The sequence below is a fragment of the Bacillus massilinigeriensis genome (assembly GCF_900117315.1).
In the GTDB taxonomy this organism is placed as follows: domain Bacteria; phylum Bacillota; class Bacilli; order Bacillales; family Cytobacillaceae; genus Bacillus_BE; species Bacillus_BE massilionigeriensis.
In genome coordinates this window covers 1,582,436-1,602,275 of record NZ_LT630337.1, presented here as the reverse complement: position 1 = coordinate 1,602,275, position 19,840 = coordinate 1,582,436, and the positions used below count along the sequence as shown (strand labels likewise).

At 35.5% G+C, this 19,840-nt stretch carries 18 protein-coding genes; 12 read left to right on the top strand and 6 right to left on the bottom strand.

Annotation, left to right across the window (positions count from 1 at the left end):
• Positions 1–46: 46 nt before the first annotated feature.
• The 5 genes from BQ6100_RS08015 to BQ6100_RS07995 all read left to right on the top strand — a co-directional run bounded on the left by BQ6100_RS08015 (position 47) and on the right by BQ6100_RS07995 (position 6,598).
• Positions 47–1,942 carry a heavy metal translocating P-type ATPase gene (locus tag BQ6100_RS08015; RefSeq protein WP_218921356.1) on the top strand — a complete coding sequence of 632 codons (1,896 nt, stop codon included), beginning with the start codon at positions 47–49 and terminating at the stop codon, positions 1,940–1,942.
• Positions 1,942–2,649, top strand: coding sequence for a Crp/Fnr family transcriptional regulator (locus BQ6100_RS08010; RefSeq protein WP_075981176.1), 708 nt, complete (start codon positions 1,942–1,944; stop codon positions 2,647–2,649). The genes BQ6100_RS08015 and BQ6100_RS08010 overlap by 1 nt, the downstream gene beginning before the upstream one ends.
• Before the next feature lie 21 nt (positions 2,650–2,670).
• Positions 2,671–3,129 carry a flavodoxin gene (locus BQ6100_RS08005; RefSeq protein ID WP_084780278.1) on the top strand — a complete coding sequence of 153 codons (459 nt, stop codon included), beginning with the start codon at positions 2,671–2,673 and terminating at the stop codon, positions 3,127–3,129.
• Between the two features lie 443 nt (positions 3,130–3,572).
• Positions 3,573–6,140: a helicase-related protein gene (locus tag BQ6100_RS08000; protein ID WP_075983476.1), complete on the top strand. Its 2,568-nt coding sequence runs from the start codon at positions 3,573–3,575 to the stop codon at positions 6,138–6,140.
• A gap of 29 nt (positions 6,141–6,169) precedes the next feature.
• Positions 6,170–6,598 (top strand): EamA family transporter, encoded by a 429-nt coding sequence (locus BQ6100_RS07995; RefSeq protein WP_075981175.1) that lies wholly within the window; start codon positions 6,170–6,172, stop codon positions 6,596–6,598.
• 81 nt (positions 6,599–6,679) lie between these two features.
• On the opposite strand, the gene trhA is transcribed toward BQ6100_RS07995, so the two are convergent.
• A complete protein-coding gene (trhA, locus tag BQ6100_RS07990; RefSeq protein WP_075981174.1) occupies positions 6,680–7,327 on the bottom strand; it encodes a PAQR family membrane homeostasis protein TrhA in 648 nt (215 codons plus the stop codon).
• Between the two features lie 138 nt (positions 7,328–7,465).
• Between trhA and BQ6100_RS07985 the strand changes: the two genes are divergently transcribed.
• Positions 7,466–8,047 (top strand): DUF1836 domain-containing protein, encoded by a 582-nt coding sequence (locus tag BQ6100_RS07985; protein WP_075981173.1) that lies wholly within the window; start codon positions 7,466–7,468, stop codon positions 8,045–8,047.
• A gap of 230 nt (positions 8,048–8,277) precedes the next feature.
• Here the strand turns inward: BQ6100_RS07985 and BQ6100_RS21430 are convergent, their stop codons facing one another.
• A complete protein-coding gene (locus BQ6100_RS21430; RefSeq protein WP_173719816.1) occupies positions 8,278–8,433 on the bottom strand; it encodes a hypothetical protein in 156 nt (51 codons plus the stop codon).
• 12 nt (positions 8,434–8,445) lie between these two features.
• A complete protein-coding gene (locus tag BQ6100_RS07980; protein ID WP_075981172.1) occupies positions 8,446–9,312 on the bottom strand; it encodes an SPFH domain-containing protein in 867 nt (288 codons plus the stop codon).
• A 275-nt stretch (positions 9,313–9,587) separates the two neighbouring features.
• On the opposite strand from BQ6100_RS07980, the gene BQ6100_RS07975 reads away from it, so the two are divergent.
• Together BQ6100_RS07975 and BQ6100_RS07970 are read left to right on the top strand one after the other, a co-directional pair.
• Positions 9,588–11,768 carry a malate synthase G gene (locus BQ6100_RS07975; RefSeq protein ID WP_075981171.1) on the top strand — a complete coding sequence of 727 codons (2,181 nt, stop codon included), beginning with the start codon at positions 9,588–9,590 and terminating at the stop codon, positions 11,766–11,768.
• A gap of 146 nt (positions 11,769–11,914) precedes the next feature.
• A complete protein-coding gene (locus BQ6100_RS07970; RefSeq protein WP_075981170.1) occupies positions 11,915–12,685 on the top strand; it encodes an IclR family transcriptional regulator in 771 nt (256 codons plus the stop codon).
• Between the two features lie 235 nt (positions 12,686–12,920).
• Here the strand turns inward: BQ6100_RS07970 and BQ6100_RS07965 are convergent, their stop codons facing one another.
• The 3 genes from BQ6100_RS07965 to BQ6100_RS07955 all read right to left on the bottom strand — a co-directional run bounded on the left by BQ6100_RS07965 (position 12,921) and on the right by BQ6100_RS07955 (position 15,614).
• Entirely contained in the window at positions 12,921–13,430 is a 510-nt protein-coding gene (locus BQ6100_RS07965; RefSeq protein WP_075981169.1) for a DoxX family protein, read from the bottom strand.
• Between the two features lie 268 nt (positions 13,431–13,698).
• A complete protein-coding gene (locus BQ6100_RS07960) occupies positions 13,699–14,139 on the bottom strand; it encodes a hypothetical protein (RefSeq protein WP_075981168.1) in 441 nt (146 codons plus the stop codon).
• 194 nt (positions 14,140–14,333) lie between these two features.
• A complete protein-coding gene (locus tag BQ6100_RS07955) occupies positions 14,334–15,614 on the bottom strand; it encodes an ArsB/NhaD family transporter (protein WP_075981167.1) in 1,281 nt (426 codons plus the stop codon).
• Between the two features lie 431 nt (positions 15,615–16,045).
• Between BQ6100_RS07955 and BQ6100_RS07950 the strand changes: the two genes are divergently transcribed.
• The 4 genes from BQ6100_RS07950 to BQ6100_RS07935 are packed head-to-tail and all read left to right on the top strand — an operon-like array spanning position 16,046 to position 19,817.
• Complete coding sequence (locus BQ6100_RS07950) at positions 16,046–17,152, top strand: ABC transporter ATP-binding protein (RefSeq protein WP_075981166.1); 1,107 nt, start codon at positions 16,046–16,048, stop codon at positions 17,150–17,152.
• Complete coding sequence (locus tag BQ6100_RS07945) at positions 17,142–17,933, top strand: ABC transporter permease (protein ID WP_075981165.1); 792 nt, start codon at positions 17,142–17,144, stop codon at positions 17,931–17,933. The genes BQ6100_RS07950 and BQ6100_RS07945 overlap by 11 nt, the downstream gene beginning before the upstream one ends.
• Before the next feature lie 10 nt (positions 17,934–17,943).
• Positions 17,944–18,747: an ABC transporter permease gene (locus BQ6100_RS07940; RefSeq protein WP_075981164.1), complete on the top strand. Its 804-nt coding sequence runs from the start codon at positions 17,944–17,946 to the stop codon at positions 18,745–18,747.
• Positions 18,744–19,817 carry an ABC transporter substrate-binding protein gene (locus tag BQ6100_RS07935; RefSeq protein ID WP_075981163.1) on the top strand — a complete coding sequence of 358 codons (1,074 nt, stop codon included), beginning with the start codon at positions 18,744–18,746 and terminating at the stop codon, positions 19,815–19,817. The genes BQ6100_RS07940 and BQ6100_RS07935 overlap by 4 nt, the downstream gene beginning before the upstream one ends.
• The last annotated feature ends 23 nt before the right edge of the window (positions 19,818–19,840 follow it).

Below are 19,840 nucleotides of genomic sequence, written 5' to 3'. Positions count from 1 at the left end.
TTTTATATAAGACGTTAAGAGTTTGGAATCGAAAGGGGAGAGAATGATGACACATAGAAAAAAAGGTTTGATTGTCATCCTTTCAGGAATATTAATTGCATCAGCCTTTTTTATTAGATTATTACAATATGAAATGACTGCAAATTGGATATTAATCATTGCAACTTTTGTTGCGGGTTTTTCTATAGTTAGAAAGGCGATCAGCCTGTTAATCCTGAAGGTTATTAGCATCGAGCTTTTAGTTACCATTGCCGTTTCAGGCGCAATTGTGATTCATGAGTATACAGAATCGGCGGCTGTAACCTTTTTATTTATTTTAGGATCATATTTAGAAAATAGAACCTTAGAAAAAACTCGATCCTCAATAAAAGGATTATTGGAAATGTCACCACTAGAAGCAAGGGTTCTCCGTAAAGGTAATAAAATGATGATAGCTGCTAAAGAAGTGAATAAAGGTGAAATGGTATTCATTCAATCGGGGGAGAAAATTCCTGTGGATGGACAAGTGGTAAAAGGTTCAGGTTTTTTAATGGAGGCAGCAATTACCGGGGAATCAGATTTAATTAAGAAGGAAATCAACGATAAGGTTTATAGCGGCACGATTTTGGATCACGGATATTTAGAGATATTTGCAGAAAAGGTGGGGGAGGATACCACCTTTGCCAAGATAATTGAATTGGTAGAAGAAGCTCAAGAATCAAAAGCAATAACACAAAGATTCATAGAAAAATTTGCTCAATACTATACACCAGGAATCTTGATACTTTCTCTACTTGTCTATTTATTTACTAAAGATATAACATTAACACTTACGTTTCTAGTGATTGCTTGCCCAGGTGCTTTAGTTATTTCTGCTCCTGTTTCAATAGTTGCAGGAATTGGTAACGGAGCAAGAAAAGGGATATTAATTAAAGGAGGGGAAGTGTTTGAGAAATTATCAAAGGCAGATGTTATCGCCTTTGATAAAACGGGTACTTTAACAAAGGGAAAACCAGAAGTGGTTGAAATAATAACAGAGATAATGGAGAAAGAAGCATTTCTACAGATTATGGCTAAAGCGGAGCAATTTTCTGAACACCCCCTTGGTACAACGATTGTAAAGGAAGCAGAGGCAAGAAAAATACAATTAGATGGAAATCCTGATAGTTTTTTAGTGGAAAAGGGAAAGGGAATTATTGCAACAATGGAGGAAGGAAAGATTGTCATTGGTAATCTCCGATGGTTAAAAGAAAATGGAATACCAATAGAAGAAAAAAATGTAAAAGAGATTTTTTATCAAGAAAGCATGGGATATACTGTTGTTCTAATGGGGATTGATAGAATTTATCATGGAATGGTTTCTATTATGGACCCTATTCGACCAGAAGCAAAGCAAGTGATTCAATTAATAAAAGAAATAGGGATTGAGAAAACGATCATGTTGACAGGGGACAATGCAAGAACGGCAGATAAAATATCTCGTTTGCTTCATGTAAATGAATATAATGCTGAGCTTTTACCAGAAGATAAAGTAAGTAGGATAAAGACATTAAAAAAGGAAAATCGTAACGTTATTATGGTTGGTGATGGGATAAATGATGCTCCCGCGATTGCCACATCAGATATTGGTATTGCAATGGGCGGTGCAGCATCAGATGCAGTAATGGAAACAGCAGATGTGATTCTTATGTCAAATCGATTAGAGCGATTACCATATGCCTTACAATTGTCAAAAGCAACAATCAAGAATTTGAAGCAAAATATGTTTATTGCCATATCTGTTGTTGTGCTTCTATTACTAGGTGTATTATCTAAAACCGTTTATTTGTCATCAGGAATGTTCATTCATGAATTTAGTGTTATATTAGTAATTCTTAATGCTATAAGACTAATGAAATTTGATTACAAACGGGGAGAAAGTCGTCCATTCAATTCCTATTCAACTAGTGAGGAGAGTGTGTAATGGATAGTTGTCATCACTTTCAAAATGAAAGTACTATAAAGTCTCTATGTATTTCAATTGTTCCAATTTTTAATCATTTGAGTCATGAGGAAATGCAAGAGGTTGCCAATACTAGTAAAAGCACGAGATATCAAAAGGGAGAGCTTATTTTCCAAGCTGGAGAACCATCTGATCATTTATACATTGTCCATAAGGGAAGGGTGAAAATTTATCATCTATCCGATACAGGAAAAGAGCAGCTACTCCGAATTCTTGAGCCGGGTGATTTTTTAGGAGAACTGTCCCTATTTTCAAAACAAGAATCAGATAGCTTTGCCGAGGCAATGACAGATGTTGAAATATGTTCCATCCATCGAAGAGATTTACAAGAAATAATCACCAAGTTTCCTTCCATTTCATTAAAAATATTAGAACAATTTAGCCATAGACTTGAACAAACAGAAAAACTAGTAGGTCAGCTTAGCTTACAAGACGTTGAGAAAAGAACAGCCTCATACTTAGTGGAGCTTACTGACGGAAGAAATGAGCAGGTAGAAATCACTCTCCCAATGAGTAAAAAAGATTTGGCCTCATATCTTGGGACAACACGGGAAACGATTAGTCGGAGATTATCCTCTTTTCAGGATAAGGGATGGATTGAGCAAACTGGTCAAAGAAATATACGAATCCTTAATATAGAAGCTATCAAGAAAATAGCTGAACAGTAGTGAATGGAGGGGTGATTCTAATTGAAATGCATCATAGTTTATACGAGCATGACTGGGAATACAGAAGAAATGGCTAATTTGATAAAGGAAGGTATTATTGAAGAAAATGTGGAAGTAGATATAAAGGATTCATTACAAGTATTTACAGAGGATTTATTAAACTATGATGGAATCCTACTGGGGAGCTATACTTGGAATGAAGGTGAGCTTCCAGATGAATTCCTTGACTTTTATGAGGAATTGAACCAGCTTGATTTGTCAGGGAAAATATCTGCGGCATTTGGAAGTGGAGACAAGACATACCCTGATTTTTGCCGCGCGGTTGATATATTAACAAATCGATTGACCGAGCTTGGTTCCCATGTGGTTCATAGCGGTTTAAAAATTGAGCATTTTCCTGATGGGGAAGAACGAGAGTATTGCAGGAGGTTTGGCCGGCAATTTGCTGACTCCCTGGTTAATGCGGTACAATTGGCCTAGCATTCTTATATTATTAAAACAGCTGATAAAAAATATTAGCTGTTTTTTTTCGTGTTCCACAACCAATTTTTGATAAACAATTTTATAAATGAAACATGGATAAATAGCAGAAAGGGATAAAGTAACAAAGGTATGAAGGATATGACTCAAATATTCAAGCTAAGGATAAAGTGAAAATTTCATCAGTGGGTGTTTTTTGACGCACAGGATGTGCTAGTGTCGACGTTTCCACAGGATCAGGTGTTTTTAGTTGACTTCATCCTCCACTGATTTTTGTTGAACCAATCGGACATTAACGGACAGTTGATCCCCCACCTATCCTCTTTGCATACTCAAAAATCCTGAGGTGGGGGTGTTACTGCCCGTTAAGGCGGGATAAATGAGTGGAAAAAGCAAATCATACGAATATACTTAAATTGAAACTCTTATTAAAGGAGAAACCAATGAGTAAGTTAATCAATATATTTCCTATTGCAGTAGAGAAGACGAAAACAAAAATAATAGAGGATATCAATAAATTTTTAGGTAGTAAAGAAAATATCCCATCATTCGAGGCTTATCTTGAACAAAGAAGTAGCTATATGGATCAAATTTGGATGAATGTATGGGTAAATAAAGCAACCAATGATATTTCAAAAGCCGAAAAAAAAGAATATTTAAGTAAAAAGGGCTTTGTGGTCGAAGGAATTGATAGGAAAATAATTAACAAGCTTTTTCGGACCGAGATGAGGAGTTATCCTGCGTTTGATGTTAAAAAGTGGGTAATTGAGACCTTCCAAACAAGTGGAGAAGAGTGGACAAAGCAATACATAAAGGCAAGGGAGCTTTATAAACAAAGAGAGGCAGAAAGAATTCTTGAAGAAAAAAGAAGGGGGATTCAAGAAAAAATTGAAGAGGCTGTAATAGAATCAATTGATAACAATATTGAACAGTATTATGTGTATATTCGGTATCAAGTTGGGAAGCAATTAGCCCATGATTTGAAATACAATACAAGGTATCGTTCCATTGAACCAGAACGTCTTGAGGAAAAATTGATTCAGGAAGATCCTTTTATTTCAGCAGATTATAAAAAGGTATCTGATTTTTTAGATGAGCTTACAGGTGATGTTCATCAAACAGTGAATTGGGGACGAACCTATTACGAGTATGAAAGTTATTACTTTATTTATGAAAGATTGATTGTTCGATATCTGTTTGACTATGTTCCAGATTATCTCATAAAGTCCAATCATGAAATGAATGATTTGTATAAAAAAGCAACAGGTGAAGCCCTTTCAACCAGTATATTAATGGAAATGCTTGAAGACTTGCTTTTTGAATTAGCTGATGATTTCTTCATTAATGTTCAGGATGAATACCTTTCAGACCTACTATCAGTTTCGGAAATCCCATTTGAAACGGTGGAACACCAGATAATTTACGAAAGACAACGTGCCGAATGGGAGCAAAGAAAGGCTTTGGAAATGGAAGAAGAACGAAGGAAAAAAGAGGAAGAGGTAAGGATTTTAAACGATGTATTTGGCCAAGAGTACAGTCTATCGCTTAATACCTCCACTCACTACATTCTTCATATTGGAGAAACAAATACCGGGAAAACACATGATGCTCTTGAACGAATGAAACAGGCAAATAGTGGTTTATATCTCGCCCCTCTAAGGCTCCTGGCCTTAGAGGTATATGATAAGTTGAACAATGAAGGCATTCCTTGCTCTTTGAAAACAGGAGAAGAGGAAAAAATGATTCCAGATGCAACCCATATTGCCTGTACAGTAGAAATGTTTCATGAAAAGGATGATTACGATTGTGTAGTCATTGATGAAGCACAAATGATTGCAGACCAGGAACGAGGATTTTCTTGGTATAAAGCCATAACGAAAGCAAAAGCACGAGAAGTCCATATTATTGGTAGCAGGAACATTAAAGATCTATTGCTTCAATTATTGGGGGATTCACATATTGAGCTCCATGAATATAGTCGTGATATACCGCTTATGGTTGAGACAACTGAATTTCAACTACAATCAACGAAAAAAGGGGATGCCCTTGTCTGTTTCTCAAGAAAGAATGTCTTAGAAACTGCTTCAAAACTTCAAAACAAGCGTTACAAAGTAAGTATGATTTACGGAAGTATGCCTCCCGAAACAAGAAAAAAACAAATTCAACGATTTATTGAAGGCGAAACGACAGTCGTCGTATCTACTGACGCAATCGGGATGGGTGTTAATTTACCTATCCGTCGAATAGTATTTTTAGAAAATGAGAAGTTTGATGGAACAAGGAGGAGACGATTAACTTCACAAGAGGTTAAACAAATAGCTGGTCGAGCTGGAAGAAAGGGAATCTATGATATTGGGAAGGTTGCCTTTACCAAAGATATTAAGATCATGAGGGAGCTCTTACAGCAGGTGGACCAGCCAATTGGAAGTTTCACCATTGCCCCAACGAATACCGTATTTGAAAAGTTCCAAAAATATTATCATCATTTAGGTGAGTTCTTTGAGTTGTGGGATAAATTTGAGAATCCAAAAGGTACATCGAAAGCAACCCTTATGCAAGAAAAAGAGCTTTATGAATTGGTTCGAAACACAGAAATTGAAGCCCGAGTTTCGATGATGGATCTTTATGGATTCTTACATCTCCCCTTCTCAACTAAAGACCCCGGGTTAACTAAGCAATGGCTTGAATCTATGAAGGCAATTATTGAAGGAAGTGAACTGCCTGAGCCAATCATAAAGAAGCGTTCTCTTGAGGAGCTAGAGCTCTCTTATAAAGCAATTGGTCTTCACTTATTATTTTTGTATCGGCTTGATCGACGGACAGAAGCCATATACTGGGAAAGAGTAAGGGATGAAATTAGCAATGATACAAATGAATCTTTAACAACCGAAATAAAAAATTATAAGAAAAAATGCAAAAGATGTGGTCGAAATCTTCCTCCTGATTTTGCTTTCCCTATTTGTGATGCATGTCATTCGCTCCGATATAAAAGACGTTATCACACACATTAAAGGAAAGCGATTAATTAGAGGAGTTGATATTGGTGTCATGGTTATTATTTGCTATTCTCTCAGCAGTATCTGCTGCTTTGGTCTCTATTTTCGGTAAAATAGGCTTACAAAATATTGATGCAAATACGGCTACAGCCATTAGAGCGATCATCATGGCAATATTTTTAGTAGGTGTTGTCGCTTTCCAAGGAAACCTAGGTAAGATTCCAGATATTATTGGAGAGAAGAAGGCCATTCTGTTTATTTCTCTAAGTGGCGTGGCGGGAGCAACCTCTTGGCTGTTTTACTTTTTAGCAATTAAAGTGGGGAAGGTATCACAGGTTGCGCCGATTGATAAGTTGAGTGTAGTAATTGCGACAATACTAGCTATTTTGTTCTTAGGTGAAAAGATAAGTTTTATTAATGGAATTGGGGTTTTATTGATAACGTTAGGAGTCATCTTAACTGCTCTTAACTAAAAATGCTGAAGGAAAGTACACGGTTAAAAGAAAAAGGGACAAGAATTTTGTCCCTTTTTTTTAGTGGAAATATTCATTTGATTAAATGACATAAAGATAAACAGATAAGAAATGAGCTAAACTACCAAGAAGTATGAAAATATGGAAGATTTCATGAAAGCCAAGATGCTTTAATGGTAGAAATTTTGGCTTTATTCCGTAAATCACTCCCCCAATCGTATATAACACACCACCAAGAATTAGCAGGAATAATCCTATGGAATCAATTCTTGCTGCCAATGGTGAAAAGGCAAAGATAATCATCCAGCCCATGGCGATGTAGAGGGCTGTAGATAGCCACCTTGGACAGTGAAACCAGATCATTTTAAAGATAATTCCAAATAAGGCAATAGCCGTAATAATGGAAAAGAGAACCCAGCCTGTCATCCCATTAAGAGTGATGAGACAAAAAGGCGTATATGTCCCCGCAATTAGAATGAATATCATGGAATGGTCCAATCTTCTTAAAAAGGCAATAATGCCATCATTAGCTATGACCATATGGTAGGTTGCTGAAGCCGAATAAAGCAAAATCATACTTATTCCAAAAATGATGACAGATGTAATAGCTAGTGGGGATTCAGTTGTCATCGAGGCCTTAATTACCATTGCCAGTAAAGCAATAAAAGACAATATAGCACCTGCTAAATGTGTTAATCCATTGACTGGTTCTCGTATATATAATTTCATAGGAATCCTCCTGTTATGATATATAGTTTTGATAACTACTTATAATAATATACACATTGCGTTAAGTAGTCAATATTTACATATAAAATTTGTTAGGATAAAATATAAGAAAAAATAATTTGTGATTGAGGAATGATTATGGAAAATATACATCATTTAATTGAGGACCTTGGGTTAGAAAATCAAATTACTTTAGAAGATATCCCTGATATTGATCTTTATATGGATCAAGTAATTCAATTGTTTGAAAATATTTATAGTGGTTCAAAGCGGGATAGTAATGAAAAGGTCTTAACCAAAACTATGATAAACAACTATGCAAAAGGGAAATTGTTTATTCCAATTAAAAATAAAAAATATTCTAAGGATCATCTCATCCTGATTAGTTTAATCTATCAATTGAAAGGGGTTCTCTCAATCAATGATATTAAGTCTACACTTGATGGAGTGAACAAAAGATTTTTAAAAGGGAATTTAAACCTTGAGGAATTATACGATAGTTACCTTAATTTGGCGAAGAAGAATGCCAATAATTTCAAAGAGGATATTATAGAGCGTGCAAATGAGTCGACTAAAGAAGTAATGAATTGGGAGAACAATGAATCCGATTACTTTAAAAGATTTCTATTGATTGCTTCACTTGTAAATATCAGCAATTTATATAGGAGAGCGGCTGAAAAGCTAGTGGATCAGCTAGTAGAAGAGGAAAATGAAAAATAAAATTTAAGGGCTCAAGGAAAGGGAAAATACATCTTTCCAATCAACAGACAGTTTCAAAAATTGATTTAACAAAAAAAGGAGGCTGCTCCCTAATCGTTAGACTATTGGGTCTGCCTCCTTTTTTTTGTCCAGCTCTTATCAAGAAATGAAGAGAAATTGTAAATTACTGGTTCCTACAAATTTCGTCATTTCTCGGGAAATGGGGTGTGAATCAACAAGTTGTAGTCAGATTATTCTTTCTTTATCCTTCCTGCCTCTTTAAGTGCCTTTTTTAATAGTATTTCAATTTGGGCATTTACGCTGCGTAATTCATCGTCTGACCATTTCTCTATTGCATCATAGATTTTTGGATCGATACGGAGCAAGAAGCGTTTTTTTTCAGCCACATTATCACAACCTTAATAAATGGTACCAGTATTCACAATTGGCTGATTTCCTTTTTCGGAAACTAATGCAACCATTAAATTATTAACCATTTGTGCCTTCTTTTCTTCATCTAAATCAACTACACCTTCTGAGCTTAGTTGGTCAATAGCTGATTTTACCATAGATACTGCACCGTCTACAATAACCTTACGTGCAGCTAGTACAGCCTTAGCTTGCTGCCTTTGAAGCATGGAGGAGGCAATTTCACTTGAATAGGCAAGATGCATGATTCTAGCTTCAATAATTTCTACACCTGCAACAGATAATCTTCTCTGTAAATCCCTCGTTAGCTCATCACCCACCTCATCAGAATGCTGTCTAAGAGAAATCTCATAATCATTGTTAAAGTTGTCGTATGGATATTGACTCGCAATATGCCGCAATCCTGTTTCACTTTGAGTGTGGACAAATTCATGGTAATCCTCTACATCAAATACCGCTTTTGCAGAGTTGATTACTTTATATACGACTACTGCCGCAATTTCTATCGGATTCCCTTCCAAATCATTAACCTTTAATTTGTCACTATTAAAGTTGATAACGCGAAGAGATACTTTATTACGATTAGTTAACGGTATAGTCAACCAGAAACCTTCCTGCTTAATGACACCTAAATAGTTTCCGAAAAGAGTGAAAACCTTTGCTTGATTGGGTTGAATAACCGAAAAACCTGAGGCAACAACCAAGAAAATTAAAGCAAAAACTATGGTTAAAACGAGCATGACAATACTTTCCGAGAAGTAAAATTCTCTAAAGCAAAAGGCAGCCACAGCTGCTAAAATGATGGCCAAAACAACACCGATATAACCATTGACTTTAAATATATTCTTCTCTTGCATGGCGTTTCCCACCTTTTTTAATAATATTTATTTGTTATCGTTATGATATCATTTTTATATCAAATTATCAATAGGCCATTTCATTAACGAAATAATATATAGAAAATTCACAAAATGATTGAACAAGAAAATGATCCATGATATTATTTTTTTATAATTATATGAAACAGCGTTTTGTAATAGCAAACAAGAATGGTCATTCATCATATCAGCCTACGTACTAATACAAATGTTGTTTTCAAACGAAATTTTGGGGTTTAGGAGGAATTATTCAGATGAGCGAATATGTAAAAGTAGGTAATCTTCAGGTAGCAGCATCTCTTTATGATTTTGTTAACAAAGAAGCAATACCTGAAAGTGGGGTAGATCTTGAAAAATTCTGGGCAGATCTTGATCAACTCATACATGATTTGGCACCAAAGAATGTACAATTATTAGCCCGCCGTGATGAAATTCAAGAGCAAATAAATAACTGGCATAAGGATAACAAGGACAATTTCGATTTTGGAAAGTATAAAGCCTTCTTAGAAAGCATTGGTTACCTTGAGAAGGAAGTAGAAGATTTCCAAATAACGACAAAAAATGTTGATGAAGAAATAGCTGTGCAAGGAGGGCCACAGTTAGTCGTACCAATAGATAATGCTCGATATGCAATAAATGCAGCTAATGCACGCTGGGGAAGTCTATATGATGCACTTTATGGAACGGATGCAATTAGTGAGGAAGGTGGAGCTACACGTTCTGGTGGTTACAACCCAGTTCGAGGGGAAAAGGTTATTGCCTTTGCAAAAGATTTCCTTGATCAAGCAGCCCCATTAAAAAATCATTCACATAAAGATGCTGCAGAATACAAAATTTTGAACGGAAAGCTATCAGTTACTCTAACTAATGGAGAAGTAACTGGTCTTTTAGATGATTCAAAGCTCGTTGGATATCAAGGGGAGGCCAACCATCCAACTGCTGTATTATTAATCAATAATAGACTTCATTTTGAAATCCAGATTGATCCTAATCATCCTATTGGAAAAACAGATAGTGCTGGTGTGAAGGATGTTCTTTTAGAGGCAGCTACAACAACAATAATGGACTGTGAAGATTCCATTGCTGCTGTAGATGCAGAAGATAAAGTAAATGTTTATCGCAACTGGCTTGGACTTATGAAAGGTGATATCTCAGCAACATTTAATAAAGATGGAAAAGCCATGACTCGTACAATGAATCCTGATCGTGTATATACAACGCCTAACGGTGAGGAATTAGTATTATCCGGTCGCTCTATGATGTTTGTTCGTAATGTAGGTCATTTAATGACAAGCAATGCAATTTTATATGGTCAAGATAAAGAAGTTCCAGAAGGAATTATGGATGCTGTTGTCACTAGTTTAATTGCAAAGCATAGTCTACTGGGAAATGGACAATATCAAAATTCTAAAAAAGGCTCCATCTATATTGTAAAACCTAAGATGCACGGTTCTAAAGAAGTGGCATTCGCTAGTGAAGTATTTAGTCATGTAGAGGATTTATTAGGATTAGAACCAAATACGTTGAAAATTGGGGTTATGGATGAAGAACGCAGAACTTCATTAAATTTAAAAAATGCTATTTATGAGGTGAAAGATAGGGTTGTATTTATCAACACAGGATTCCTAGATCGTACTGGGGATGAAATGCATACTTCTATGGAAGCGGGTCCTATGATTCGCAAAAATGAAATGAAAAATTCCACATGGTTGCAATCCTATGAGAAACAAAATGTTTTTGTTGGATTAACTGCGGGATTACAGGGTAAAGCCCAAATTGGAAAAGGTATGTGGGCAATGCCTGATTTAATGGCAGATATGTTGAAACAAAAAATTGGCCATTTAAAAGCTGGTGCAAATACAGCATGGGTTCCTTCTCCTACAGCTGCTACACTTCATGCGTTACATTACCATCAAGTAGATTATAAAGAAGTGCAAGACCAGTTGAAAAATGAAGTCCAGGATGTAAAGAATGGAATTCTTGAAATCCCAGTAGCTAAAAATACAGATTGGTCTCCAGAGGAAATCCAACAAGAGCTCGATAACAATGCCCAAGGAATTTTGGGATATGTTGTGCGTTGGGTTGAACAAGGTGTAGGCTGCTCTAAAGTACCTGATATCAATAATATTGGTTTAATGGAGGACCGTGCTACTCTTCGTATTTCCAGCCAACATATGGCAAACTGGCTACATCATGGAATTAGTACAAAAGAGCAGGTATTAGAAACATTTAAGCGGATGGCAATCGTTGTGGATGAGCAAAATGCGGGAGATGCTAACTATCGTCCAATGGCTCCTAATTATGAAGAGTCTGTTGCCTTCCAAGCAGCCTGTGATTTAGTTTTTAAGGGATATGATCAACCAAATGGATATACTGAACCAATTTTGCATCGCCGTAGGATTGAAGCAAAAGCAAAATTTGCAGTAAAACAGTAATTTGACAAAATAGAGGGGCCATTTCAAGTTAGGTGTTAGGCATTAGATAAAATTGTTTGGCACCTAATTTGAAGTCCCTATTAGTAAATAAGGAAACATTTACTATTTGTTATAACAGACTTATATTTCAGTAGAGGTGTAGAAAAATGGACAGAGAAAATATGGTCAAATCCGTAAGTCGCGCATTGGATATAATACAACTGGTTAGTGCGAAAAGAGGCGGCTTAGGAGTAACTGAGATTGCCAATCAAATTGATATTAATAAGAGTTCTGTTCATCGTATTTTATCTACACTTTGCCAATATGGATATATAGAACAAGATGTTGAATCAGGTAGATATAAGCTGGGATACAAATTTTTAGAAATTAGTTCAAAGCTCTTGGATTCAATTGATTTGAGAAGTGAGGCAAGACCCTTTCTTCAAGAGCTTGAAGCAGAAACAAATGAAGTCATCCATCTTGTTGTATATGACCAAGGAGAGGTTGTCTATATTGAAAAATTAGAAGGAAATGAGACATTAAGGATGCATTCTAGGGTTGGAAAAAGAGCCCCAATGCATTGTACATCGGTTGGAAAAGCGATATTGGCAAATTTACCTTCTAATACCGCATTGGAAATTATTCATCGAAAAGGTCTACCAGTACATACAGCCAATACCTTCACAAATCAGAATGAATTTATGAAAGAATTGGCTCAAGTGAAGGAAAAAGGTTATGCATTGGATTTGGAAGAAAATGAGTATGGGATTATATGTATTGCGGTCCCCATTTTTGATCACCTTGGAAAAGCTATTGCAGCTGTAAGCATCTCTGGTCCATCCATTAGAATGACCTCGAATAGGCTGGATGAATTGAAGGATCAGTTAATCGTCATAGGGAAAAAAATCTCTACAAGACTTGGATATGTGGAACAATAATTCAAGAGGAGTCATAATTCGAGAACGTAAGATATTTAATTCCACTAAGGAAAAAAGTCGTGTTAACTTCTTTCCAAAACATTCCGTGATTCTTACTTTATGAAAACAAAGGGATGGTATGAACAGTTGATATAATAACTATTAAAATAGTGGTAAAAGTTAAGAATGAGGGATTAAAAAAAGACCATCAAAATGATGGTCAGTTCATGTCGAATATAAGCGAGCGTAATAATATTTAAGCCTTTACAGCTCTACCAGCTGCACCCTTCCTCTTATCCATTTGCTTACGGATAAATGGCATTACATAATAATCAAGTCCAAATCTTCCCGCATTAGCACCAGCAACAAGAATAAATACAGTCAACAATACCATTTGAGCGTTCGTACTTACTGTACCAGAAAATAAGAAAGAAAAGTTCATTACTGCTGCAAAGAAAGCAGCTGCTGTTGTTAAGCAACCTAAGATTAATCCAAGACCAACTAAAGTTTCACCTATAGGAATTAATGTACTAAAAAGGTCTGCATTAGGAATAGCGAAATTCTCTAGGAATGCTGCCCACCAACCTTGAACATTTGGGTGATCTCCAGAAGCTCCAGCCAATGCTCCTTTTAGGAAACCGGAAGCATCAAACCCACCAGTCAATTTATGAATACCTGCGTTCATCCATTCATACCCTAAATACAAACGAGCCACTAATAGCAACGCAGAAGCAATTACGTTTTCTCTAAAAAATTTAACAAACATGATTTCTCATCCTTTCATGTTAAATAAGTTATTTATGATTACGAATGTAGAATAACAAAATTCAAAGAAGAATAGTATTAAATGTGAACAAGTTCACAATGTTGTAAAAGGAAATTGACAAACTTATGAAGGATAAGTTAACCAAAAAAGGTTAACCCACTAGTCGCGTGAAGCAACTAATGGGTCAACCTCTGACTATAAGCATAGTTCCAGCTTTCTTAAATAATACAGATAAATCGTCCACAAAGCTGAAGGAGTTATAAAAAATCTAACCTTGAATTGGAGTGATTTCTACATTAATAACCCCTGCACTAGGAGAAATACCTAATGCCTCAAAAGCTACCCGGTGAAGACTAATTTTATTTGCTGGGTATTGAGCAACTTCATCAACAACGGTCACTTCTACTTCCGTATAGGGGGTTACTGAGATATTTTTGACCTTTAACCTTTGTCCACATTGAAAAGGACTATTTCTTCCAACAGCCGCAGTCATGTTATGGTTATATGACCATGGAATATTGCATTTTGTTGTCATGCCGCCCCAAGTCCATGTTGCTTTCCCTTTGATGGGAGTTTCTCTTAACGTCCGCCCATATGGAGAAAAGAAGTAAGGGTATGAATATGGTTGTGGATAGAAGTTATAAAGTGGAGGGTAAAATGCTTGGTAAGAGCAGGCAGGGCAATGATAGGGTGGATAATTATAAAACATTGGTCTTCTCCCTCATTCCTATGAATTTCCCTTAAGTTTAATTAAACCTCTGCATTTTTTTGATATATATTTTTAAAATATGAAGGAATAGGGAATATGTTCCTTATTAACAAATGAAACATACATGCTTCATGCCCATAAAGATTTAGGTGAAAAAAAGACTGACCCATTAGCTTGGTCAGTCTTTCTTTAGACTATAATAAATATCTTAAATAAATATAAATAGAAGAGATAACAATCGAAAGGATCATAAGTGGAAAGCCTATTAATAAAAACTTTACAAATGTAATTTTATGTCCCTCAGCAGCTGCCAGCCCTGCAACAACCAAGTTTGCACTAGCCCCAATTAATGTCCCATTTCCCCCAAGGCATGCACCAAGAGCTAAGCTCCACCAAAGTGGTTCTAGATTAGTAATTCCCATGTTTCCCATTTCCTGAATTAATGGTATCATGGTCGCAACAAAAGGGATATTATCAACAAATGCAGAGGCAATTGCGCTTACCCATAGTATTAAAAATGTAGTTTTTTCAAGATTTCCCTGCGTTAATTCTAGTGCATTTTTAGCTAGTGAACTTATCACACCAGTTTCAACTAATCCACCAACAATGACGAATAATCCTACGAAAAAGAATAGGGTTGTCCATTCCACACGCTCTAAGGAATATTCTAGATGTTCCTCCCCAGTGATTAATAGCAAAAGAAAAGCCCCGAATAATGCTATGGTTGCTGATTCAATATGTATATATTGATGGACAAAAAATCCCGTTATGGTTATGGCAAGAACCAAAAGTGATTTTGTTAGCAGGACCGAATCCGTTAATTCCAATCTTTCATCGCTTTTCATTAATTCATGCCGTAATGCATCAGTGGTTTTTAGTTGTTTTTTGTAAATCAAAGCAAAAATAGCAACGGTTATAGCTAATACAATTAGAGAGATAATGGTTAAATTATCAATAAATGCAATAAATGATAATTCCTTAACCGCACTTCCGATCATAATATTCGGAGGATCGCCAATCATCGTTGCAGTTCCGCCAATATTTGAGGCCAAAATCTGAGAAATTAAGTAGGGAAAGGGATTTACCTTCAATTTTGATGTAATACTGATTGTTACAGGTACTACAAGTAAAACAGTTGTAACATTATCAAGAATGGCAGAGGCAAATGCTGTTAATAGGGCCAATAGTATAAGAATCCTTATAGGGTCCCCTTTAGCAATCTTCGCTGTTTTGATGGCTAAAAATTTAAACACACCTGTTTGAGCTGTAATCGAGACAATAATCATCATTCCAATAAGCAAACCAATCGTATTGAAATCTATGTGGTGTATCGCCGTTTCTTGGTCAATGACACGAAACATGATTAATAGAATTCCACCAAAGATAGCGATAATGGTGCGGTGAATTCTTTCAGAAATAATAACTGCATAGGTAATTAAGAAAATAATTATTGCAATCAAGGCTTGATTGTCCATTTTTTATTCATCACATCCTAAAGACTAAAAATTCAAAATTAGCTTTTTTTTGCTAGATGGATATATTTTATAACAGATTGCACCAAAATGAAACTTATGAAAGGGTAATAGGAAAACTTATAGCAAGATAATAATAAAATTCAATGACATTTTTATTAAGATAATTCTTTATTTCTCATCATTTTTTCTTTATCTAGTGACAATTCGATTAAAATTTTAAAAATGCATTACAAAATTCGCTAAAACACTTGCGAATCTTGAGAAAGATAGGATAATAATTGAGTAGGATTTTGTCACTTCTTGTAATATAGATTAAAAGACTAAATGAACATGTGAATCCAAAATTTTAACATGTGAAAATCACATTTGTATAATATAGGGATATTGTTCAAGAAAAATCCTGTACTTATAAGGTGGAAGGAGAATCATTTATGGCTGATAATCCAATTATTCGCTTTGATCATGTCACGAAACAATATGATGATGATCCCGTTGTATTAGATGATGTTAGCTTTGAAATTGAACGTGGGAAGTTTTATACATTACTTGGCCCTTCAGGATGTGGAAAAACGACAATTCTACGTATCATAGCTGGTTTTACAGAACCAACAAAAGGGAATGTGTACCTCCATGGGAAAATAATTAATGATGTTCCCGCAAATAAACGTCAAGTGAACACGGTTTTTCAGGATTATGCATTATTTCCACATTTAAATGTGTTTGAAAATGTAGCCTTTGGATTACGTATAAAAAAGATGAAAGAAAATACCATTCGTGAAAAGGTACGGGAAGCCCTCCGCTTTGTTAACTTAAAGGATTTTGAAACTAGAGAAATTAGAGAAATGTCAGGCGGTCAGCGTCAGAGGGTGGCCATTGCCCGTGCCATTGTGAATGAGCCTGAGGTAATCCTTTTAGATGAACCTCTATCAGCACTTGACTTAAAGCTAAGAACCGAAATGCAATATGAGTTAAGGGAACTGCAGCGACGTCTTGGAATTACTTTTATTTTTGTCACACATGATCAAGAAGAAGCATTGGCAATGTCAGATGAAATTTTTGTACTTAATAATGGCAAAATTGAGCAGAGCGGAACACCAACTGATATTTATGACGAACCTATCAATCGTTTTGTTGCTGACTTTATTGGCGAATCCAATATTGTCGCTGGTAAAATGATTGATGATTATTTAGTTGAGTTTGGTGGAAAACAATTTCAATGTGTGGATAAGGGATTCCATGAAAATGAACCGGTTGAAGTTGTCATTCGGCCAGAGGATTTAGAAATCACAACGATTGGAAAAGGGAAGCTAGCAGTTCGAGTCGACTCTCAGCTATTTCGTGGGGTTCACTATGAAATTTGTTGCTATGATGAGACAGGAAATGAATGGTTAGTCCATTCAACTAGAAAAGCAAATGTTGGAGACGAGATTGGACTTGATTTTGATCCAGAAGCAATCCATGTCATGCGTTTTGGGGAAACAGAAGAAGAATTTGATCGACGTCTCGAAGCGTATGAAGAGGTAGATCATGCAAAATAGAACGAGGAATTTTTACCTAATTCCATACTTACTTTGGATTTTATTATTTGTGGTTGCCCCAATCCTTCTCATCCTATACTATTCATTTTTTGATATTGAAGGGAATTTAACATTATCCAATTATAAGAAGTTCTTTACTCCTGTTTACTTAAATATGACGATTAGCTCTTTCTGGTATGCATTTTTAATCACATTTTTTTCATTACTTATTGCATACCCTACTGCCTACTTGTTGACCAAAACAAGACACAAGCAGTTATGGCTATTATTAATCATTCTCCCAACATGGATCAATTTACTTTTAAAAGCTTACGCGTTTATAGGGATATTTGGAACCTATGGCATGGCAAATTCATTCTTAGAATTTATCGGGATTGGAACGAAGCAAATATTATTTACAGATTTTAGTTTTGTCTTCGTTTCTGTTTACATCTTCATCCCATTTATGATTTTGCCCATTTTTAATGCTTTAGAAAAATTTAATCCTTCTCTGATTGATGCTGCAAGTGATCTAGGAGCCTCCTCGTGGACAACGTTCCGTCGAGTTGTTTTTCCTTTAACTGTTGAAGGGGTAAAATCAGGGTGCCAAGCAGTTTTTATTCCAGCTTTATCATTATTCATGATTACAAGGTTAATAGCTGGAAACCGTGTTATTACACTAGGAACAGCCATTGAACAGCATTTCCTTGTTACACAGGATTGGGGAATGGGTTCGACAATTGCTGTATTCTTAATTATTGCCATGGCGGTAATGATGATCTTAACAGGAAATCGGAAGTGAGGGATGAATTATGAGAGGAAAAAGAAAGCTAGCAAATATCTATTTAATCATCATTTTCATTCTTTTATATGCTCCGATTTTCTATCTAATGTATTACTCCTTTAATAAAGGGGGTACAATGAGTGGATTTGATGGATTTACCCTTGAATGGTATAAAGAGGTTTTTGCGGATACCAGATTATTAATCATCTTTCTAAATACGTTGATTATTGCTTTGCTTTCATCTGCCATTGCTACGATTATTGGTGTAAGTGGGGCCATGCTGATTACAAGAGTAAAAAGAAGAAGAACGAAAAATACACTTTTAACTTTAAATAATATTTTAATTGTAAGTCCAGATGTTATTATTGGAGCCTCTTTTTTAATATTTTTCACGATATTAGGAATTAAACTTGGCTTTGCTTCGGTCTTATTATCTCATGTTGCTTTTAGCATCCCAATTGTTGTCTTAATGGTGCTTCCAAAAATTCAGGAAATGAGCACTAGTTTAATCGATGCTGCTAGAGATTTAGGTGCAAGCAATTTACATGTAATGACCAAGGTGGTTTTACCTTATATTTCACCAGGGATTTTTGCCGGATTCTTTATGGCTTTAACCTATTCTCTTGATGATTTTGCTGTGACCTTCTTTGTTACAGGGAATGGTTTTTCAACATTGTCTGTTGAGATTTATTCCTTAGCTAGACAAGGAATTTCACTAACGATAAATGCATTATCAACATTGATTTTTCTATTTACCATTCTTTTGGTAATTGGTTATTACTTTATTAATCAAAGGAATCAGCGACCAAAAAGATTGGAGGCGAGAAAATGAAGGGGCTTATTCGTGCTTTTGCAACAGTGTTTATTGTCGCTTTCGTTTTGTTATACACGACCTCTCGCCTAAATTCCAGTCAAGGCTTTTCAGGTAATGATACGTTAACGGTATACAACTGGGGCGATTATATTGATCCAGATTTAATAAAAAAATTTGAAAAGGAATCTGGTTTAAAGGTAATCTATCAAACCTTTGATTCCAATGAAGCAATGATGACCAAAATTTCTCAAGGTGGGACGACATTTGATATTGCCGTACCTTCAGAGTACGCTATTAGTAAAATGAAAGAAGAAGACTTGCTAATTCCTATTGATCATTCAAAAATCCCAAATCTTAAATATATTAATCCTCGTTTCTTAGATTTGTCCTTCGACAAAAAGAACAAATACTCGATTCCTTATTTCTGGGGAACAGTAGGAATTGTCTATAATCCTGATCTTGTCAATGGGCAAAAATTGAAAAGCTGGAATGGTTTATGGGATAAAGATTTAAAGAACCAAATATTACTAGTAGATGGTGCCCGTGAAGTAATGGGAATGGGACTCAATAGTCTTCATTATTCATTAAATGATACAAATGAAGAGCACCTTCTGAAGGCAAAGAAAAAGCTGGACAAATTAACTCCAAATATTAAGGCTATTGTTGGGGACGAAATAAAAATGCTTCTCGCCAATGAAGAGGCAGCCATTGGACTTGTTTGGTCAGGTGATGCAGCAGAAATTATGTGGGAAAATGAAAAGCTTGATTATGTAGTTCCAGAGGAAGGGTCCAATTTATGGTTTGATAATATGGTCATTCCAAAAACAGCGAAAAACGTTGAAGGAGCTCATGAGTTTATTAATTTCATGCTTGATCCAAAAAATGCCGCACAAAATACTGAATATGTTGGCTATTCAACTCCAAATGAAAAGGCCATGGAATATTTGCCTGAGGAAATATCTGGAGATAAGAGGTTTTATCCAGACCCTGAAATGACAGATAAACTGGAAGTATATGATAATCTAGGGAAAAAGATGCTTGCTCACTATAATGAGCTATTTTTAGAGTTTAAGATGCATAAAAAATAAACACTAACAGACTAATGTGTATA